The 17,016-nt window shown below is 68.7% G+C and carries 19 protein-coding genes; 16 read left to right on the top strand and 3 right to left on the bottom strand.

Going from position 1 to position 17,016, the window contains the following annotated elements; genetic code table 11:
* Position 1: 1 nt before the first annotated feature.
* Entirely contained in the window at positions 2–952 is a 951-nt protein-coding gene (locus tag ACIOVG_RS14685) for an AAA family ATPase (protein ID WP_400874911.1), read from the bottom strand.
* Between ACIOVG_RS14685 and ACIOVG_RS14680 the strand changes: the two genes are divergently transcribed.
* From ACIOVG_RS14680 to ACIOVG_RS14670, 3 genes are all read left to right on the top strand, one after another.
* Positions 951–1,298 (top strand): hypothetical protein, encoded by a 348-nt coding sequence (locus ACIOVG_RS14680; RefSeq protein ID WP_400874909.1) that lies wholly within the window; start codon positions 951–953, stop codon positions 1,296–1,298. The genes ACIOVG_RS14685 and ACIOVG_RS14680 overlap by 2 nt on opposite strands.
* 334 nt (positions 1,299–1,632) lie before the next feature.
* Complete coding sequence (priA, locus tag ACIOVG_RS14675; protein WP_400874907.1) at positions 1,633–2,379, top strand: bifunctional 1-(5-phosphoribosyl)-5-((5-phosphoribosylamino)methylideneamino)imidazole-4-carboxamide isomerase/phosphoribosylanthranilate isomerase PriA; 747 nt, start codon at positions 1,633–1,635, stop codon at positions 2,377–2,379.
* Positions 2,363–3,187, top strand: coding sequence for an SseB family protein (locus ACIOVG_RS14670; RefSeq protein WP_400874904.1), 825 nt, complete (start codon positions 2,363–2,365; stop codon positions 3,185–3,187). Before priA ends, ACIOVG_RS14670 begins: the two co-directional genes overlap by 17 nt.
* A gap of 180 nt (positions 3,188–3,367) precedes the next feature.
* Here ACIOVG_RS14670 and ACIOVG_RS14665 read toward each other — a convergent pair whose 3' ends face one another.
* The gene (locus tag ACIOVG_RS14665) at positions 3,368–3,763 is read right to left on the bottom strand and encodes a DUF1844 domain-containing protein (protein WP_247630687.1); all 396 of its coding nucleotides are present in this window, start codon (positions 3,761–3,763) and stop codon (positions 3,368–3,370) included.
* Between the two features lie 256 nt (positions 3,764–4,019).
* Between ACIOVG_RS14665 and infC the strand changes: the two genes are divergently transcribed.
* The 3 genes from infC (at position 4,020) to rplT (ending at position 5,333) form a co-directional block, all read left to right on the top strand.
* Complete coding sequence (gene infC / locus ACIOVG_RS14660) at positions 4,020–4,646, top strand: translation initiation factor IF-3 (RefSeq protein WP_400876405.1); 627 nt, start codon at positions 4,020–4,022, stop codon at positions 4,644–4,646.
* 73 nt (positions 4,647–4,719) lie between these two features.
* Entirely contained in the window at positions 4,720–4,914 is a 195-nt protein-coding gene (rpmI, locus tag ACIOVG_RS14655; RefSeq protein WP_017828564.1) for a 50S ribosomal protein L35, read from the top strand.
* Positions 4,915–4,946: 32 nt separating this feature from the next.
* The gene (gene rplT / locus ACIOVG_RS14650) at positions 4,947–5,333 is read left to right on the top strand and encodes a 50S ribosomal protein L20 (RefSeq protein ID WP_247630686.1); all 387 of its coding nucleotides are present in this window, start codon (positions 4,947–4,949) and stop codon (positions 5,331–5,333) included.
* An 8-nt stretch (positions 5,334–5,341) separates the two neighbouring features.
* Here the strand turns inward: rplT and ACIOVG_RS14645 are convergent, their stop codons facing one another.
* Complete coding sequence (locus ACIOVG_RS14645) at positions 5,342–5,794, bottom strand: DUF2809 domain-containing protein (RefSeq protein ID WP_400874900.1); 453 nt, start codon at positions 5,792–5,794, stop codon at positions 5,342–5,344.
* Between the two features lie 57 nt (positions 5,795–5,851).
* On the opposite strand from ACIOVG_RS14645, the gene ACIOVG_RS14640 reads away from it, so the two are divergent.
* From ACIOVG_RS14640 to pheT, 10 genes are all read left to right on the top strand, one after another.
* Complete coding sequence (locus tag ACIOVG_RS14640) at positions 5,852–6,661, top strand: TrmH family RNA methyltransferase (protein ID WP_400874898.1); 810 nt, start codon at positions 5,852–5,854, stop codon at positions 6,659–6,661.
* Positions 6,662–6,685: 24 nt separating this feature from the next.
* Entirely contained in the window at positions 6,686–7,357 is a 672-nt protein-coding gene (locus ACIOVG_RS14635; RefSeq protein ID WP_400874895.1) for a response regulator transcription factor, read from the top strand.
* 3 nt (positions 7,358–7,360) lie between these two features.
* Positions 7,361–8,737, top strand: a complete 1,377-nt coding sequence (locus tag ACIOVG_RS14630) for an ATP-binding protein (RefSeq protein WP_400874892.1) — start codon at positions 7,361–7,363, stop codon at positions 8,735–8,737.
* Entirely contained in the window at positions 8,734–9,696 is a 963-nt protein-coding gene (locus ACIOVG_RS14625) for a TAXI family TRAP transporter solute-binding subunit (protein WP_400874890.1), read from the top strand. The genes ACIOVG_RS14630 and ACIOVG_RS14625 overlap by 4 nt, the downstream gene beginning before the upstream one ends.
* A 362-nt stretch (positions 9,697–10,058) precedes the next feature.
* On the top strand, positions 10,059–10,808 hold the full coding sequence (locus tag ACIOVG_RS14620) for an amino acid ABC transporter ATP-binding protein (RefSeq protein ID WP_400874887.1): 750 nt from the start codon (positions 10,059–10,061) through the stop codon (positions 10,806–10,808).
* A gap of 46 nt (positions 10,809–10,854) precedes the next feature.
* Entirely contained in the window at positions 10,855–11,763 is a 909-nt protein-coding gene (locus tag ACIOVG_RS14615; protein ID WP_247630680.1) for a glutamate ABC transporter substrate-binding protein, read from the top strand.
* Between the two features lie 64 nt (positions 11,764–11,827).
* A complete protein-coding gene (locus tag ACIOVG_RS14610) occupies positions 11,828–12,484 on the top strand; it encodes an amino acid ABC transporter permease (protein WP_400874884.1) in 657 nt (218 codons plus the stop codon).
* Positions 12,481–13,401, top strand: a complete 921-nt coding sequence (locus ACIOVG_RS14605; RefSeq protein ID WP_247630678.1) for an amino acid ABC transporter permease — start codon at positions 12,481–12,483, stop codon at positions 13,399–13,401. The genes ACIOVG_RS14610 and ACIOVG_RS14605 overlap by 4 nt, the downstream gene beginning before the upstream one ends.
* Before the next feature lie 50 nt (positions 13,402–13,451).
* The gene (gene pheS / locus ACIOVG_RS14600) at positions 13,452–14,492 is read left to right on the top strand and encodes a phenylalanine--tRNA ligase subunit alpha (RefSeq protein ID WP_141871369.1); all 1,041 of its coding nucleotides are present in this window, start codon (positions 13,452–13,454) and stop codon (positions 14,490–14,492) included.
* Positions 14,492–16,996, top strand: coding sequence for a phenylalanine--tRNA ligase subunit beta (gene pheT, locus ACIOVG_RS14595; RefSeq protein ID WP_400874880.1), 2,505 nt, complete (start codon positions 14,492–14,494; stop codon positions 16,994–16,996). Before pheS ends, pheT begins: the two co-directional genes overlap by 1 nt.
* The last annotated feature ends 20 nt before the right edge of the window (positions 16,997–17,016 follow it).

Here is a 17,016-nt window from a genome sequence, read left to right as displayed (position 1 = left end):
CTCAGAACCCGCGGGCGACGGCCGCTGCGGCAGACAGCCACGCCCGCTGAGTGCGCTTGTGGAGAGCGCCGTAACGGAGCGGGCCGTCGACCATCTCATGATCGAACGGGATGCTGACGACCTCTCGTGACAGCGAGCGATACCCGTTCGTGACGTGTTCGACCTCCGCGGCCGTGGCTTTCGGATCCGCCAGCGAGACGACTGCGACGGATTGACGCGCCAGGCGGGCGGACCTCTCGTCGCGCTCCTCGAGCGCCTCGATGAGCAGGGCGCCCGCTTCGGCGTGGTCTGCACGCGTCGTGGTCGCGATCACGAGCTGGTCCGCGTGGTCGATCATGCGCAACCACATCGGGTCCGACTCGTCGTTGCCGGAGTCGATCACGATCAGACGGTAGAACTTCGCCGCGACGGAGTGGATCGCATCGACATCGGTCGGGCTCAACCGGTTCTCGTGCGCGAGCCTGATCGGCTTCGAACGCAGGACGTCGTACTTCTCCCGCGGCTGGTGGTGCATGAAATGCGCGAGGTCGGCGGACTGGGCACCGGTGCCCAGCAGCCGCTGCGATTCCGGGAGCAGCTCGAGCAGGGTGCGATCGTGCGCTCCGGTATCGGTGCGCCACCCCAGGGTGCCGCGCGTCTGGTTGTTGTCCCAGGCGAGCACTCCGGCACCGCCGTAGCGGGCGAACACGGCGGAGAGCAGGATGGTCGTCGGCGTCTTGCCCGCGCCGCCCTTGCCGTTCACGACGGCGATCGTGCGCGGACCGGGCCAGTGCTGGCTCACCGCGAGTTCGTCATCCCTGGCCGACTGCTCGTCCGCGGAAGGGCGGATGCGCAGGCCGAGACGGTTGAGGGCGCCGCGGGCGCCCTCACGGGCAGGCTCCTCGGGGCGCTCGGTCTGCAGGAAGGAGTCCCGTTCGCGCACCCGCCGCTCAGGGTGCGAGTCCTGCGCCATGAACGTCGGTGCGGCGGACGGGGACGACGCAGGAGTCGGCGCGGAGGCGGCGGGTGCCGCGGCCGCGGGCGCCGGTGCAGGCGAGGAAGGCGCGGGGGCAGCGGGCGCCGGGAATGCAGGCGTCGCGGGGGCCGGCACCCGGGGCGCGGGCGCGGTCTGCGTCGGCGAGGCTGCCGTGCGCGGAGTCACCGGGAGGCGTGGGACGGTGTCGGTGGGCGCCGCGTCGGGCGCCGCCGTGACCGGAGGGGGCGATGCGGGCGCGCGAGGCACGACGGGCGCGGAGGCGGGGGCCGGCGGCGAGGCGGGGGCGGGCGGCACCGGCTGCGGGGGTGCGGTGATCTGCTGATCACGTTCTTCGCGGGCCTCTGCGCGGGTGCGCCGGTACGGCGGGTGAGCCGGAGGCGCCGGGGTCGTGGTCGGGCGCGGAGGGACTGCGGGGGCGTCGGTCGAGAAGAGGGGAACCGACTCGACGAGAGGGGGCTGCTCGCTGCGTCGACGCGCGCCGGAACCCGGTATGGCTTCTTCGTGCGGTCCGGACATCATGCCTCAGCCTATCCCGTGCGTTTCGGTCGCATCCCTCGCGCATTTGGAGGGCGACCGGGGTCGCGATACCCTCGGTTCTCGTGCGTCCGTGACGGGTGTGCTCGGACCGCTGATCTGAATCCTCACCTTAGGAACCCATGAACGACTTCGCGCAGTCTCCCTCTCTCACGCTTCTCCCGGCCGTCGACGTCGCCGGCGGGAAGGCCGTTCGCCTCACGCAGGGCGAGGCCGGTACCGAGACCAGCTACGGCGATCCGCTGGATGCCGCAGGGGAGTGGGTCGCGCAGGGCGCGAAGTGGATCCACCTCGTCGATCTGGACGCCGCGTTCGGACGCGGAAGCAACGCTCCCATCCTGCGCAAGGTCATCAAGCAGTACCGCGGCGTCAACATCGAGCTGTCCGGCGGCATCCGCGACGACGCGACGCTCGAAGCGGCTCTCGAGAGCGGCGCGACCCGCATCAACCTCGGCACCGCAGCACTCGAGAACCCCGAATGGGCCGCTGACGTGATCGGACGTTACGGCGAGGCGATCGCGGTGGGCCTCGACGTGCGCGGCACGACGCTCGCAGCGCGCGGCTGGACCAAGGAGGGCGGCGACCTCTGGGAGGTCCTCGAGCGCCTCGAGGACGCCGGATGCAGCCGTTACGTCGTCACCGACGTCACCAAGGACGGCACGCTGCGTGGACCGAACATCGAACTGCTGCGCGAGGTCGCCTCGCGCACTCCGAAGCCGGTCGTGGCGTCAGGGGGAATCTCGAACCTCGATGACATCGCGGCTCTCCGCGAGCTGGTGCCGCTCGGCATCGAAGGCGCCATCGTCGGCAAGGCTCTCTACGCCGGCGCGTTCACGCTGGCCGAGGCGCTGGATGTCGCAGGGGACTGACGACGCCTGCGGGCACGGCGACCACGGTCACAGCGATCACGGTCACGGTGCCGCGAACCACGGCGACTCCGCGGGTGTCCCGTGGGAGGGCCGCAGCTTCGAGTCGAATCCGCATGCGGCGGACGACGGCTCAGCCGACCCCGCGCTGCTCGCCGCGCTTCTGCGTTTCCGGGCAGGACAGGGCAGCCAGGTGGAGGTCGTCGACGCGTTTCGTTCCGCTCGGGTGCTGATCCCGCTGATCGCCGAGAAGGGCGAGGAGGGCATCGCGCCGAGCGGGCTCGCCGTCGACAAGACGCAGGAGCTGTCGATCGTGACCGTCGCCGCTCCGGACGGGCGCCGCGTGCAGCCGGTGTTCTCCTCCGTCGAGGCGATGCAGAAGTGGGATCCCACGGCGCGACCGATCCCGGTCGAGGCGCTTCGGGCTGCCCTCGCGGCGTCCGCGGAGGACACCGACCTCATCGTGCTCGATCCGACGTCCGACACCGAGTTCGTCTTCCGGCGACCCGCGGTCTGGGCGATCGCCCAGGGGCATGCCTGGGAGCCGAGCTTCCTCTCTGCCGAGGTCTACACCGCGCTGCAGGAGAGCGTCGCGCACGAGCTCGCCGTGATCGACGTGGCGGTGGCCGCGGGCGACCCGGATGCCCGCCTCCGCGGCCCTGAGCTCGTGGTGGTCCTCGAACTGGTCGACGGCCTGGAGCGAGAGGTGCTCGATGCCGTGCTCTCCCGGCTGGCTCAGCGCTGGGCGGCCGACGACCGCATCGCCGTCCTCGCGGACTCCCTGACCGTCAAGCTCCGCCGCAGCGCCTAGCCGCCTTCTCCTGCTTCCACCGGCCTCGACGAGGGCGACCGTGGAGCGGGTCGGGACGTCGCGGGAGTGAGCATCGGGAGGGGCCCGCGAAGCGGGAGGGTCCCCGTGGTTCCTGAGCGAGCGTCGCGAGACGAAGGGCTGCGAGTGAAGCGACGTCCCGGCCCGTGCAACCCCACGTACCTAGTTGACCGGCCCCGTCCACTTCTCGCCCGGCCCCTTGCCGATCGGGTCGGGGATGACGGACGCTTCGCGGAACGCGAGCTGCAGGGAGCGCAGACCGTCGCGCAGCGAACGCGCGTGCATGTCGCTGATCTCCGGGGCGCCGGCGGTGATGAGGCCGGCCAGTGCGTTGATGAGCTTGCGCGCCTCGTCGAGATCGAGCTGCGCCGCAGCGTCGGGTTCGTCGGCCAGGCCGAGCTTCACGGCGGCCGCGCTCATGAGGTGCACGGCGGCGGTGGTGATCACCTCGACGGCCGGAACATCGGCGATGTCGCGGGTGGCGGATGCTGCTGCTTCCTCCTGCCGTGCCCAGCGCTCTTCGCGTTCGCGGTCTGCCTCGTGGCCCTGAGTCGTCACTTCGCCTTGCTTTCTGTTAGACTATGCCGGGCTCCCGAGCGTTATGCTCTGGACCGAAAGAGGATTCACTTCCCACCCGCGCTTGCCGTTCAAGGCTACCGGGTCTTGCACTCCACCGGCTCCGCTCGTACGAGGGAACCGGCAGGTAGGGTGCGGAGCCGGCGTCTGAATGCCGGTGGGTGGGGGACGATTCCGATTTCGCCCGTGATGCAGAGAGCGTCACGGTGGCCGAAACACATCGTCTAAGGAGTTCCGCATCAGCGATCCCCGCACCAATGAGCGCATCCGCGTCCCCGAGGTCCGCCTCGTCGGCCCCGCGGGTGAGCAGATCGGCGTCGTCCGCATCGAGGCGGCGCTGCGCCTTGCGCAGGAAGCCGACCTCGACCTCGTTGAGGTCGCCCCCAACTCGAAGCCGCCCGTGGTCAAGATCATGGATTACGGCAAGTTCAAGTACGAGGCCGCCCAGAAGGAAAAGGAAGCTCGTCGCAACCAGGCGAACACGATCCTCAAAGAGGTCCGTTTCCGTCTGAAGATCGAGGCGCACGACTACACGACCAAGCTCAAGCGCGCCGAGGGCTTCCTCAAGGCCGGCGACAAGGTCAAGGCCATGATCCTGTTCCGCGGTCGTGAGCAGTCGCGCCCGGAGCAGGGTGTGCGTCTGCTGCGCAAGTTCGCCGAGGACGTCGCCGAGTTCGGCACCGTCGAGTCGAACCCGACCATCGACGGCCGCAACATGGTCATGGTCGTCGCTCCGCTGAAGAGCAAGTCCGAGGCCAAGCAGGAGCAGAACGCCGTGCGTGAAGCACAGCGCGCCGCGAACAAGCAGGCTGCCCGTGACGCCAAGAGCGAGTCGGATGCTCCGGCTCAGGCTCCTGCGGAGTGACACCCGCCCCCCAGACTCCCGCACCGCGGGTTGACAACGTCGCCTGAGAAGGCGCATGACGAAGGAAGAGAAGATGCCGAAGCAGAAGACCCACTCGGGTGCTAAGAAGCGCTTCAAGATCACCGGCAGCGGAAAGCTGAAGAAGCAGCAGGCCGGGATGCGCCACAACCTCGAGCACAAGTCGAGCCGTCGCACCCGTCGTCTGAACCAGGACCAGGTGCTGTCGAAGGCTGACACCAAGGTCGCCAAGAAGCTTCTCGGCCGCTGACGCGCCCGACGCACGAATAGGAACATAGGAAAATGGCAAGAGTCAAGCGGGCAGTAAACGCCCACAAGAAGCGCCGGGTCATCCTCGAGCGCGCCAAGGGTTACCGCGGTCAGCGTTCGCGCCTCTACCGCAAGGCCAAAGAGCAGGTCATCCACTCGCTGGTCTACTCGTACCGTGACCGTCGCAAGCGCAAGGGCGACTTCCGTCGTCTGTGGATCCAGCGCATCAACGCCGCGGCCCGCCAGAACGGCATGACCTACAACCGCTTCATCCAGGGCCTCGGCCTCGCGGGTGTCACGGTCGACCGTCGTATGCTCGCCGACCTCGCGGTCAACGACGCGGCGACCTTCGCCACGCTGGTGGAGACGGCGAAGAAGGCTCTGCCCTCCGACGTCAACGCTCCGAAGTCGGCTGCGTAAGCACCTCTTCACGCAGGGCGCTCTCCTTCGGGAGGGCGCCCTGCGGCGTTTCCGGATGTTCTCGACACCCGTCGACGAGCGATGACCTCGTCGACGCCGGCGGCCGCGATGACCGCGACGGCGTAGACGACGAGGTCGCGGGGGTCGAAGCCGGTGCCCAGCGCCAGGCGGATCGGAGGGAATTCCGCCGCCCAGATGCGGGGGAGCGCGGTGAGCTGGAACAGCTCGATCCCCGCACAGATCGTGAAGGCGACGACGGCCGACCGCAGCGGACGCGCACGGGGCGCGACGAAGGCTGCGAGCAGATAGACGAGCACGGCGTACAGCGCATCGCCGACGACATCGCCCACGACGCCATCGATCGACCGATGCGCGAGCAGTCCCACCCCCACGGTCGTGGCGGCGAGCCCCGCGAGCATGAGCCGTCGGCGGGTCCGCGGCGCGGCGGCATCCGTCGTCATGCACGCACCTTATCCCGATGGCACGAGAAGGACCTCTGCGTTCCCTAGACTGTGATCGTGCTGGAGAACCCCCGGTCCCCCCGAGTCCGTGCTGTCGCGAAGCTGACCAAGCGCAGCGCGCGCACAGAGACAGGCCTGTTCCTTCTCGAAGGTCCGCAGGCCGTGCGTGAAGCGCTCACCTACCGGCCGGAGTCGATCGTCGAACTGTTCGCGACCCCGACCGGATGGGAGAAGCATCCGGACATCCGGGCGAACGCCGCGGAGGCCGACATCGACGTCGAGTACGTCACCGAGTACGTGCTGAACGCGATGGCCGACACGGTCACCCCGCAGGGACTGATCGCGGTGGTCCGGCAGATGCCGACATCGGTGCGCGACGTGTTCGCCGCCCGTCCCCGTCTCGTCGCGATCTGCGAGGAGGTGCGCGATCCGGGCAACCTCGGCACCATCATCCGCGCGGCCGATGCCGCCGGTGCGGATGCCGTCGTGCTGACCGGCCGCACCGTCGACCCTTACAACCCCAAGGTCGTGCGGGCCACGACTGGATCGCTGTTCCACCTGCCCGTCTCGGTCGCCGGTGACCTCGCGGACGTCGTCGACCGTGCCCATGCCGCCGGGCTCCGCATCCTTGCGGCCGATGTCAAGGGCGACGACCTGCTCGCGGCGCGGGCGGAGGGCGTGCTGGCCGAGCCCACCGCCTGGCTGTTCGGCAATGAGGCTCGCGGGCTGGAGGACACGGCCCTGGAACTCGCCGACCGCGTGCTGAAGCTGCCGATCTTCGGTCGTGCCGAGTCCCTGAACCTGGCGACCGCCGCCAGCGTGTGCCTGTACGAGAGTGCTTTCGCCCAGCGCGCTGCTGCGGGCTGAGCTGCGGGACGAGAGCCAGGATCGATGAGGATTCTGATCGTGGAGGACGACGAACGCGTCGCCGCCGCTCTCGACGCCTTCCTCGCACGGTCCGGCTATGCGACCGTTCGCGCTGCGGACGGTTCCCAGGCGCTGGAGCTCCTGGACGCCGACACCGAGGTGGTGCTGCTCGACCTGGGGTTGCCCGACGTGGACGGCATCGATCTGTGCCGACGGATCCGCGGTCGCTCCGACGTGCCGATCGTGGTGGTCACGGCACGGAGTCAGGTCACCGAACGCATCAAGGGACTGCGAGCCGGTGCCGATGACTTCGTCGTGAAGCCCTATGACGTGCATGAACTGCTCGCCCGGATCGAGGCGGTCACGCGACGATCGCGCGCGGTCCGGCCCGACTCGGATGCGCGCGTCGTGGTGCACGACGGCGACGTGCAGATCGACCTCGTCGCTCGACAGCTGATCGTGGAGGACGTGCCGGTCGAGCTCACCCGCAAGGAGTTCGACATCGTCGCGGTGCTCGCGCGCTATCCCGGCGTCGCGGTTCCGAAGGAGCGTCTGATCCGCGAGGTGTGGAACACCGACTGGCGCGGATTCGGGCATTCGCTCGAAGTGCATGTCGGGGCGATCCGCCGCAAGACCGGCGAACGCACGCTCATCGAGACCGTACGAGGAGTCGGCTACCGGCTGGCGGGCGCCTGAGCGATGCGCACCCGCCTCGTCATCGTGTTCCTCGTGCCGTTGATCGCCATCCTGCTCTCCCTGGGAGGAGCCACGGGGCTCAGCGCGGCGCGGAGCATCCAGCAGGCGCTGTACACCCAGCAGCTCGGCGATCTCGGCTACTTCGTCACCAGTGCCAGGCAGGCGCTGAGTTCGGGCAGCGCGACCGTGATCGAGGGCGAAGCCAGACGCTTCCAGGACGTGTACGGGATCGAGGTGGTCGTGTTCGACCTCACCGGTGCGGCATGGGCGACGAGCGATCCCGATCTCGAAGTGCTGGCGGATGACGAGGCGGAGCGCGTGCGCCTGGCGCTGTCGGGGCGGCGAGCGGAGGCGCCGGAGCCCGCGTTCCCCTGGGTGATCCCCGACACGGGCATGGTGGAGCCGGTGTTCGATGACGGCGACGTGATCGGCGCGGTCATGATCACGGCTGACGTCGAGGCGCCGCGCGCCGCGATCCTGCAGCAGATGCTGGTGCTCGGCGCGATCGCGGTCGTGTCGATCATCTTGGGCGTCCTGCTCGTCTTCCAGCTGGCGCGCTGGGTGCTCTCGCCGGTGCGACGCCTGGACGAGGCGATGATCGCGATCGAGCGCGGCGAGATGCACGCGCGGGTCTCCGAGGACACCGGCCCGCCGGAGCTGCGGCGGATGACCCGCGTCTTCAACGGGATGGCCGGGGAGATCGAGCGGGTGCTCGCCCGGCAGCAGGAGTTCGCGCTCAACGCCTCGCACGAACTGCGCAACCCTCTGAACGCTCTGCTGTTGCGCGTCGAGCACCTGTCGACGGGCCTCGGTCCGGAGTGGCAGGGCGATGTGGAGGAGACCCGTGAGGAAGGGCGTCGGATGGCGCGCATCCTCGAGACGCTGCTCGGGCTCGCACGTCGAGGGCAGGCGGACTCGATGTTCTCCGCCGTCGATCTGGCGGTCGTGGCCGCTCGGCGTGCCGATGCGTGGCGCGAGGTGGCCGCCCAGCGCGGCATCGTGTTCCGCACCGTCGGCGAGAACGCCGTCGTGAGCGTGACGGATCGCACGATCGTGGAGAGCGCGCTGGATGCGGTGATCGACAACGCCGTCAAGTTCTCCCCGGATGGTGGCACGATCGAGGTCGGCGCGCATCGCGATGCCGATACGGCCGTGATCACCGTTCGCGACCACGGCCCGGGGCTTCCCGAAGACCAGGTCGGCTCCGCGACCGACCGCTTCTGGCGCAGCGCCGACAGCGGCGACACGCCGGGCTCCGGTCTGGGGCTCGCGATCGCCACCGACCTGCTCTCGTCGATCGGTGCGGAACTCTCGGTCTCCTCGCCCGACGGCGGCGGGCTGATGGTCGCGCTGCGGGTGCCGGACGGGGTGATCGCATGAGAAGCACAGGACGACGGCTCCTCGCGCTGATCACGGCGACCATGCTGCTGCTGGCGCTGAGCGCGTGCACGCAGCGGGCGAGCGAATGGGGAGACGGCACGGCCGTGATCGCCGGAGGCGGTTCGACCGGCGTGTACTTCGACTACGGCAGTCACATCGCCGCCGAGCTCTCGGAGACGCTCGGGGTGCACGCGGTCGTGGAGGAGACCGACGGCTCCGTCGAGAACCTGCTGCAGGTGGGCAGCGGAGAGGCGCTGCTCGGCTTCGCGCAGGGGGATGCGGCGGCGGATGCCGTGGCCGGTGTCGGGGCCTTCCCGGAACCGCTCCCCGTGCGCGCGGTGGCGCGCCTGTACGACGAGTACGTGCACATCGTGGTGCGTGCCGACTCGGATGTCGAAGGCATCCCGGACCTCGCCGGGAAGACCGTGTCGTTGGGCGCGGAGAGCTCGGGGGTCAACGTGATCGCCCGCCGCGTGCTCGACGCCGCGGGTGTGGATGTGGGGTCGGTGCAGAACCCGCAGCTGGATCTGCAGGACTCGATCCGCGCGATGGAGGCGTCGGAGATCGACGGCTTCTTCTGGGTGGGTGGGCTCCCGACCCCCGGCATCCAGGATCTCGCGTCCGACCTGCCGGTACGGCTGCTGCCGGTGGAGCAGGAGTGGGTCAACGCGGTCAACGATCGCTACTCGGATGTCTATCGCACCGCGGACTTCCCGGCCGGCACCTACGGACTCACGGCACCGTCACCCACGATGGCCGTGCCGAACTACCTCATCACCGCGTCCGCCACACCCGATGCGGTGGTGCGCGACGTGCTCAGGACCTTGTTCGATGCCCGTTCGCGCATCGCGACCGAGGTTCCCGCCGCCGCGCTGCTGAACAGACGGCAGGCGATCTTCACCTCGCCGGTCGATCTTCACCCGGGTGCGGTGGAGTACTACCGAGAGACTCGGCGCTGAGCGCGCGTTCAGTCCTCAAGAAATACTCAAGAACTCTCACGGAGCGCTCGGGCTCTGTCACTCTGATGTCGATCACGCTCGATTCGACGGAGAATCCCGATGTCCATGAGTCCGTGCCGCACGTCAAGGCAGCGGTGTTCTCCCTCCCTCGAACCTGTCGTGCTCGCGCCCGGTCGGGCGCATGCTGGACCGCGACGCCAGGGGGACGATCGCACCAGCTGCGGGGGTCCCGCGGCCCGTGAGGGACGGTCCGCGGGACACCTGTGCCTGCACGCGGATCACCGACGTCCTCGGCATTACGAACGTGTAAATCTCGTCCCGTTTGTGTGGAGCGGGCAACACCACGTGGCTAGTTTGGAGAAATGATGACCTCAGATACGGCCCTCGTCGTGGTAGAGAACGTCCAGAAGCACTATGGCGATTTCCAGGCACTGACCGACATCGATCTCACGGTGAACTCCGGTGAGGTCGTGGTCGTGATCGGCCCGTCCGGTTCCGGCAAGTCGACGCTCTGCCGCACCATCAATCGGCTCGAGACGATCACCAGCGGCTCGATCCGCATCGACGGCAAGGAGCTCCCTGCCGAAGGCAAGGGTCTCGCGAACCTGCGGGCGGATGTCGGGATGGTGTTCCAGTCGTTCAACCTCTTCGCCCACCTCACGATCCTCGAGAACGTCACGCTCGGCCCGATCAAGGTCCGCGGCCTGAAGAAGGCGGATGCCGAGAAGGAGGCCATGGTGCTCCTCGAGCGTGTGGGCATCGCGAAGCAGGCTTCCAAGCTCCCCGCTCAGCTCTCGGGCGGTCAGCAGCAGCGCGTGGCGATCGCCCGTGCACTCGCGATGCAGCCCAAGGTGATGCTGTTCGACGAGCCGACCAGCGCACTGGACCCCGAGATGATCAACGAGGTCCTCGACGTGATGGTCGACCTCGCGCGCGACGGCATGACGATGATCGTCGTCACCCACGAGATGGGATTCGCCCGCAAGGCGGCCGACCGCGTGGTCTTCATGGCCGACGGCCGGATCGTGGAAGAGGCCACGCCGGAGGAGTTCTTCACGAACCCGAAGAGCGACCGCGCCAAGGACTTCCTCTCGAAGCTCCTCACGCACTGATCGCACCCCACAGACCCTGCACACACAGCACACGAAGGAGACGCACATGCGACGCACACGGACACTGGCAGGCATCGGAATCGCAGCCACGGCGCTGCTGGCACTCACGGCCTGCAACAGCGGCACGCCGTCGAGCCCCGGAGCAGGCACCGGCGACGAAGGCGGCGAGGACAGCACCTGGTTCGAGGTCGCGAGCGACGTGAACCTCGAGGGCAGCCCCACGTTCGACGCCATCAAGGAGCGCGACAAGGTTGTCATCGGCGTCAAGGAGGACCAGCCCGGTCTCGGCTACCTCGACGTCACCTCGGGGGAGCGCACCGGCTTCGACGTCGACATCGCCCGCTGGATCGCCGCCTCGCTCGGCTACGGCGAGGACAAGATCGAGTTCAAGCCGATCGCCTCCGCGAACCGCGAGCAGGCCATCGTGAACGGTGACATCGACTACTACGTCGGCACCTACTCGATCAACGACAAGCGCAAGGAGCTCATCGACTTCGCCGGTCCCTACTTCGTCACCGGTCAGGGACTCCTGGTCGCGGCGGATGCGGACGACGCGGATGCGCTCGAGGACTTCAACGGCAAGACCGTCTGCTCGGCGACCGGCTCCACGCCGATCCAGAACATCAAGGCGAACTTCCCCGACATCAAGACGCAGGAGTACGACCTGTACTCCGCCTGCGTCCAGGACCTGATCGACGGCAAGGTCGACGCGGTCACCACGGACCAGGCGATCCTGATCGGCTACGCCGCCCAGTACCCGGACGACGTCAAGGTCACCGGCGGCCTGTTCACCGAGGAGAACTACGGCGTCGGACTCGCCAAGGGCGATGACGTGCTGCGCGCACACATCAACGAGCTGTTCACCGACGGCGGCGACATCTGGCAGGCCATCTTCGACAAGAACCTCGGTTCCTCCGGCATCAAGGTCGAGCAGCCGGCGGTCGACGCGTACTGATCTGACACGGGGCGGCCTTCCTCCGCGGAGGCCGCCCCACCCAGCCTGAAGAAGGGAGGGTGGCGTGGACGTCATCTTCGGCAACCTCGACCTGTGGAGCAAGGCGATCGGCAACACGCTGCTCGTCTTCTTCATCGGCGGCATCATCGCGTTGGTGCTCGGCATCATCGTCGGCGCCATGCGCGTCTCACCGATCCCGATCGCCCGGAGCGTGGGCACGCTGTACGTCAACATCGTGCGCAACACCCCGTTGACCCTCGTCTTCTTCTTCTTCGTGTTCGGCTACCCGCAGCTCGGGCTGCCTGATCTGTCGAACACCGTGCTCGGCATCCTCGCCATCGGCATCTACACCGCGACGTACGTCGCCGAGGTGCTGCGGGCCGGCATCAACACCGTCCCGGTGGGCCAGGCCGAAGCCGCTCGCGCGATCGGACTGCCGTTCGGGCAGGTGATGACGCTGGTCATCCTTCCCCAGGCCTTCCGCTCGGTGGTGCCCCCGATGATGAGCGTGTTCATCGCGCTCCTCAAGAACACCACCGTCGCGGCGGGCTTCTCGATCGCCGAGCTCGCGGCCCTCCGGTCCACGATCAACGACTCCGCCGACCGCCCTGGGAACCCCATGGAGGTCCTGCTCTGGGTCGCCGTGGTGTTCGTGGTGCTGGTCCTGCTGATGAGCTGGCTGCAACGCCATCTCGAGAACCGATGGAGGATCGCGCGATGAGCTCCGTACTGTACGACGTCCCCGGACCCCGGGCGATCGCCCGCAACCGCATCCTCGCCATCGTCACGGTCGCCGTGGTGCTCGCCATCGTCGGCTTCGTGATCCTGCGGATGTTCGAGACCGGGCAGTTCTCCGCCGAGAAGTGGTACGTCTTCACGTTCTCGAACGTGTGGATGGGCATCCTCAAGGCGCTCGGCAACACTCTGGCCGCGTTCGCACTCGCCGCCGTGCTGAGCATCGTCCTCGGATTCGTGCTCGCGATCGGCCGGCTCTCCGAGCACGCCTGGGTGCGCCTCCCCGTGACAGCGATCACCGAGCTCTTCCGCGCTGTCCCCGTGCTGGTCTTCATGATGCTGCTGTACTACGGGCTCCCCGTCGTGGGGGTGAAGATGGACCCGTACTGGGCCGTCGTCATCGCGCTCATGGCCTACAACGGATCGGTGCTGGCCGAGGTGCTGCGTGCCGGCATCGAATCCCTCCCACGGGGACAGAAGGAAGCCGGCTACGCGATCGGTCTCCGCAAGAGCGGTGTCATGCGCCTGATCCTGCTCCCGCAGGCGATCAGGGCCATGCTCCCCGTCATCGTCGCCCAGCTGGTCGTCACGATGAAGGACACCGCGCTCGGCTTCATCATCACGTACCCCGAGCTGCTGTACTACGCCAAGCAGCTGACCTCGCAGCAGGGACGTCCGATCCTGCAGTCCGCGTTCGTCATCGGCGGCATCTACATCATCATGTGCCTGATCCTCTCGGGGATCGCGCGCTGGGTCGAGATCCGCACGCGGCGCTCGCCGAAGGTCCGCGCCATCGCGGCCGGTGGCGATCCGCGCACGCACGAGGACGGGACCGACACCGAGCTCATCACCCTGCAGCGCGGTGGTAGTGGGTTCGGAGGGACTCCGACTCCGGGCATCTGACGGGTGTGCTCGTCTGACCCCGTCGCCCCGCGCCGGTAGACTCCTATCTCGTGTCTGAGTCTCCCGAGATCACCCCAGAAGCCGTCGAAGCGGCCGTCGCCGCAGCGCTCGCCGCGATCGGTGCCGCCGCCGACACCGCCGAGCTCAAAGCCGTTCGTGCCGCGCACGTCGCCGAAGGATCGCCGCTCGCGGTCCTGAACGCGTCGATGCGTCAGGTCGCCCCCGAGAACAAGGCCGCGTTCGGCAAGCTCGTCGGCCAGGGCCGCGGTCAGGTCACGCAGGCGCTGGCGGCGAAGGAGGCCGAACTCGCGGCCGCCGAGGTCACCGCGCGCCTCGAGGCCGAGCGCATCGACATCACGGCCGTGCCCTCGCGCACCCGGGTCGGCGCCCGGCATCCGCTCACGCTCCTGCAGGACCAGGTCTGCGACATCTTCGTCGGCATGGGGTGGGAGATCGCAGAGGGACCGGAGCTCGAGCACGAGTGGTTCAACTTCGACGCGCTCAACTTCGACGTGGATCACCCCGCCCGCCAGGAGCAGGACACGTTCTACGTCGACCCGACCTCTCGTCACCTCGTGATGCGCACGCACACGAGCCCCGTGCAGGTGCGCTCGATGCTCGACCGCGAGGTGCCGATCTACGTGCTGTGCCCCGGTCGCGTGTACCGCACCGATGAGTTCGACGCCACGCATCTGCCCGTCTTCACGCAGTTCGAGGGCCTCGTGATCGACAAGGGCATCACGATGGCGCACCTCAAGGGCACCCTGGATCACTTCGCGAAGCAGCTCTTCGGCGCCGAGGCCAAGACGCGCTTCCGCACCAACTACTTCCCCTTCACCGAGCCCTCCGCCGAGCTCGACCTGTGGCACCCGACCTTCAAGGGCGGCGCGCGCTGGATCGAGTGGGGCGGCTGCGGCATGGTCAACCCGAACGTGCTCCGTGCAGCCGGGATCGACCCCGAGGTGTACAGCGGCTTCGCGTTCGGCATGGGCATCGAGCGTGGACTCATGTTCCGCAGCGATGTGCAGGACATGCGCGACATGGCCGAGGGCGATGTCCGTTTCAGCGAGCAGTACGGGATGGTGGTGTGATGCGCGTCCCGCTTTCGTGGTTGCGTGAGTACGTCGATGTGGCACCGGATGCCGCGCCGGAGGATGTCCTCTCGGCGCTGGTGACGGTCGGCTTCGAAGAGGAGGACGTGCACCGCTTCGAGATCTCCGGTCCCGTCGTCGTCGGACAGGTCGTCTCGCTGGAGGGCGAGCCGCAGTCCAACGGCAAGACCATCAACTGGTGCCAGGTCGACGTGGGCGAGGAGCACGGCGGCATCCGCGGTATCGTCTGCGGCGCGCACAACTTCGTCGCCGGCGACAAGGTCGTCGTGACCCTGCCGGGAGCCGTGCTTCCCGGACCTTTCCCGATCGCCGCGCGCAAGACCTATGGTCACGTGTCCGACGGCATGATCGCCTCGGCCCGCGAGCTCGGGCTGGGGGATGAGCACAACGGCATCGTCGTGCTCTCCGACCTCGGCATCGACGCTCCCGTCGGCACCGACGCGATCGCGCTCCTCGGGCTCGATGACGTCGCGGTCGAGATCAACGTCACGCCCGACCGCGGCTACGCGTTCTCGCTGCGCGGTGTCGCTCGAGAATACTCGCACGCGACCGGAGCGACGTTCCGCGACCCCGCCGAGCGCGACTTCGCGGAGCTGCAGCCGGGCAGCGGACACACGACCGTCGTCGACGACGTCGCGCCGGTGCGCGGCCGCGTCGGTGCGAGCGAGTTCGTCACGCGCGTGGTGCGCGGTGTCGACCCCTCGCGTCCCACCCCGCCGTGGATGATCGCGCGGCTGACGCTCGCCGGCATGCGCTCGCTCGGCGTGCTGATCGACATCACGAACTACGTCATGCTCGAACTGGGGCAGCCCCTGCACGGCTACGACCTCGACAAGCTCGACGGCGGCATCACGGTGCGTCGTGCGACGCCCGGTGAGAAGATGACGACGCTCGACGGACAGGAGCGCGCGCTCCACGTCGAGGACCTGCTCATCACCGACGGCTCCGGCCCCATCGGTCTCGCCGGCGTCATGGGCGGCGGCACGACCGAGATGAGCGAGACCACCACGAACGTGCTGATCGAGGCCGCGACGTTCGACCCGGTCACGATCGCTCGCACCGCCCGTCGGCACAAGCTGCCCAGCGAGGCGTCCAAGCGCTTCGAACGCGGTGTCGACCCGCTCATCCCGTTCGTCGCCGCGCGCCGCGCCGCCGACCTCATGGTCGAGCTGGCGGGCGGCACGCTCACCGACGAGGGGGGCGCCCTGTTCGCCGAGGTCTTCGTCGCCGAGATCGAGCTGCCCGCCGGTTTCGTACAGGGCCTCATCGGCGTCGACTACACCGACGACGAGATCACCGGCGCGCTGACCACGATCGGCGCCGAGGTCGAGAAAGCTGACGAGGGGTGGACGGTCATCCCGCCCACCTGGCGCCCCGACCTGACCGACAAGTGGACACTGGCCGAAGAGGTCGCTCGCATCCACGGACTCGACCGCATCCCCTCGGTGCTGCCGACGCCGCCGTCCGGCCGCGGCCTCACGCCGCTGCAGCAGGGCCGCCGCCGGGTCGCCGACGCGCTCGCGGCCGCCGGTTTCGTCGAGACCCCGGCGTTCCCGTTCACGACCGAGGCGCAGAACGACCTGCACGGCTCCGCGTCCGGCGAGCACCTGCCCAGCATCCGTCTGGCGAACCCGCTCGACGGTCAGGCGCCGTTCCTGCGTCGTTCGCTGGTGCCCGGCCTGCTGCAGACGGCGCATCGCAACATCGCTCGTGGGCTCACGGATCTCGCGATCTTCGAGAGCGGCGCGGTGTTCCTGCCGGAGCCGGGCGTGACCTACGGTACCGACGACGTCCCGCCGCTGGGCGTGCGGCCCTCTGACGAGACCCTCGCCGCGCTGAACGCCTCGATCCCGCCGCAGCACCGCCACCTCGCGCTGCTGCTCACGGGCAACATCGTGGCGCGTCAGCCCGGCCGTCCGGCCGAGCCTGCGGGTCTGTCCGAGGCGCTCGACGCCGCACGGGTCATCGCGAGCGCCGCCGGTGTCGAGATCGACGTCGTGCAGTCTCAGCGGGCCGCTCTGCACCCCGGACGCACGGGAACCCTGCAGGTCGACGGCGCCGAGGTCGGCTACGTCGGTGAGCTGCATCCCGTGGTCTCGGACGACGCCGATCTGCCAGGACGGGCGATCGTGCTCGAGCTGGACCTCGACCTGATCCTGTCGCTGGCGGGACGCCGGGTCGTCGCCGAGTCGTTGTCGACCTTCACCGCAGCCACTCAGGACGTGTCGCTCACGGTTCCCGCGGATGTGGCCGCCGGCGATGTCCGCGCCGCTCTGGCCGAGGGCGCCGGCGCCCTGCTCGAGTCCGTGCGGCTCGTCGACGACTACCGCGGCGAGGGTGTTCCCGCCGGCTCGAAGAGCCTGACGTTCGCCCTGCGCTTCCGCGCCGACGATCGCACGCTGACGTCGGCGGAGGCGTCCGAAGCGAAGCTCGCCGGTGTCGCGGTCGCAGCCGAGCGCTTCGGCGCGGCGATCCGGGACTGAGCAGCACCAGGGGCAGGCGG

The sequence above is a fragment of the Microbacterium sp. NPDC087591 genome (assembly GCF_044743625.1).
Taxonomy (GTDB): Bacteria; Actinomycetota; Actinomycetes; order Actinomycetales; family Microbacteriaceae; genus Microbacterium.
This window is presented reverse-complemented; position numbering and strand designations above follow the sequence as displayed.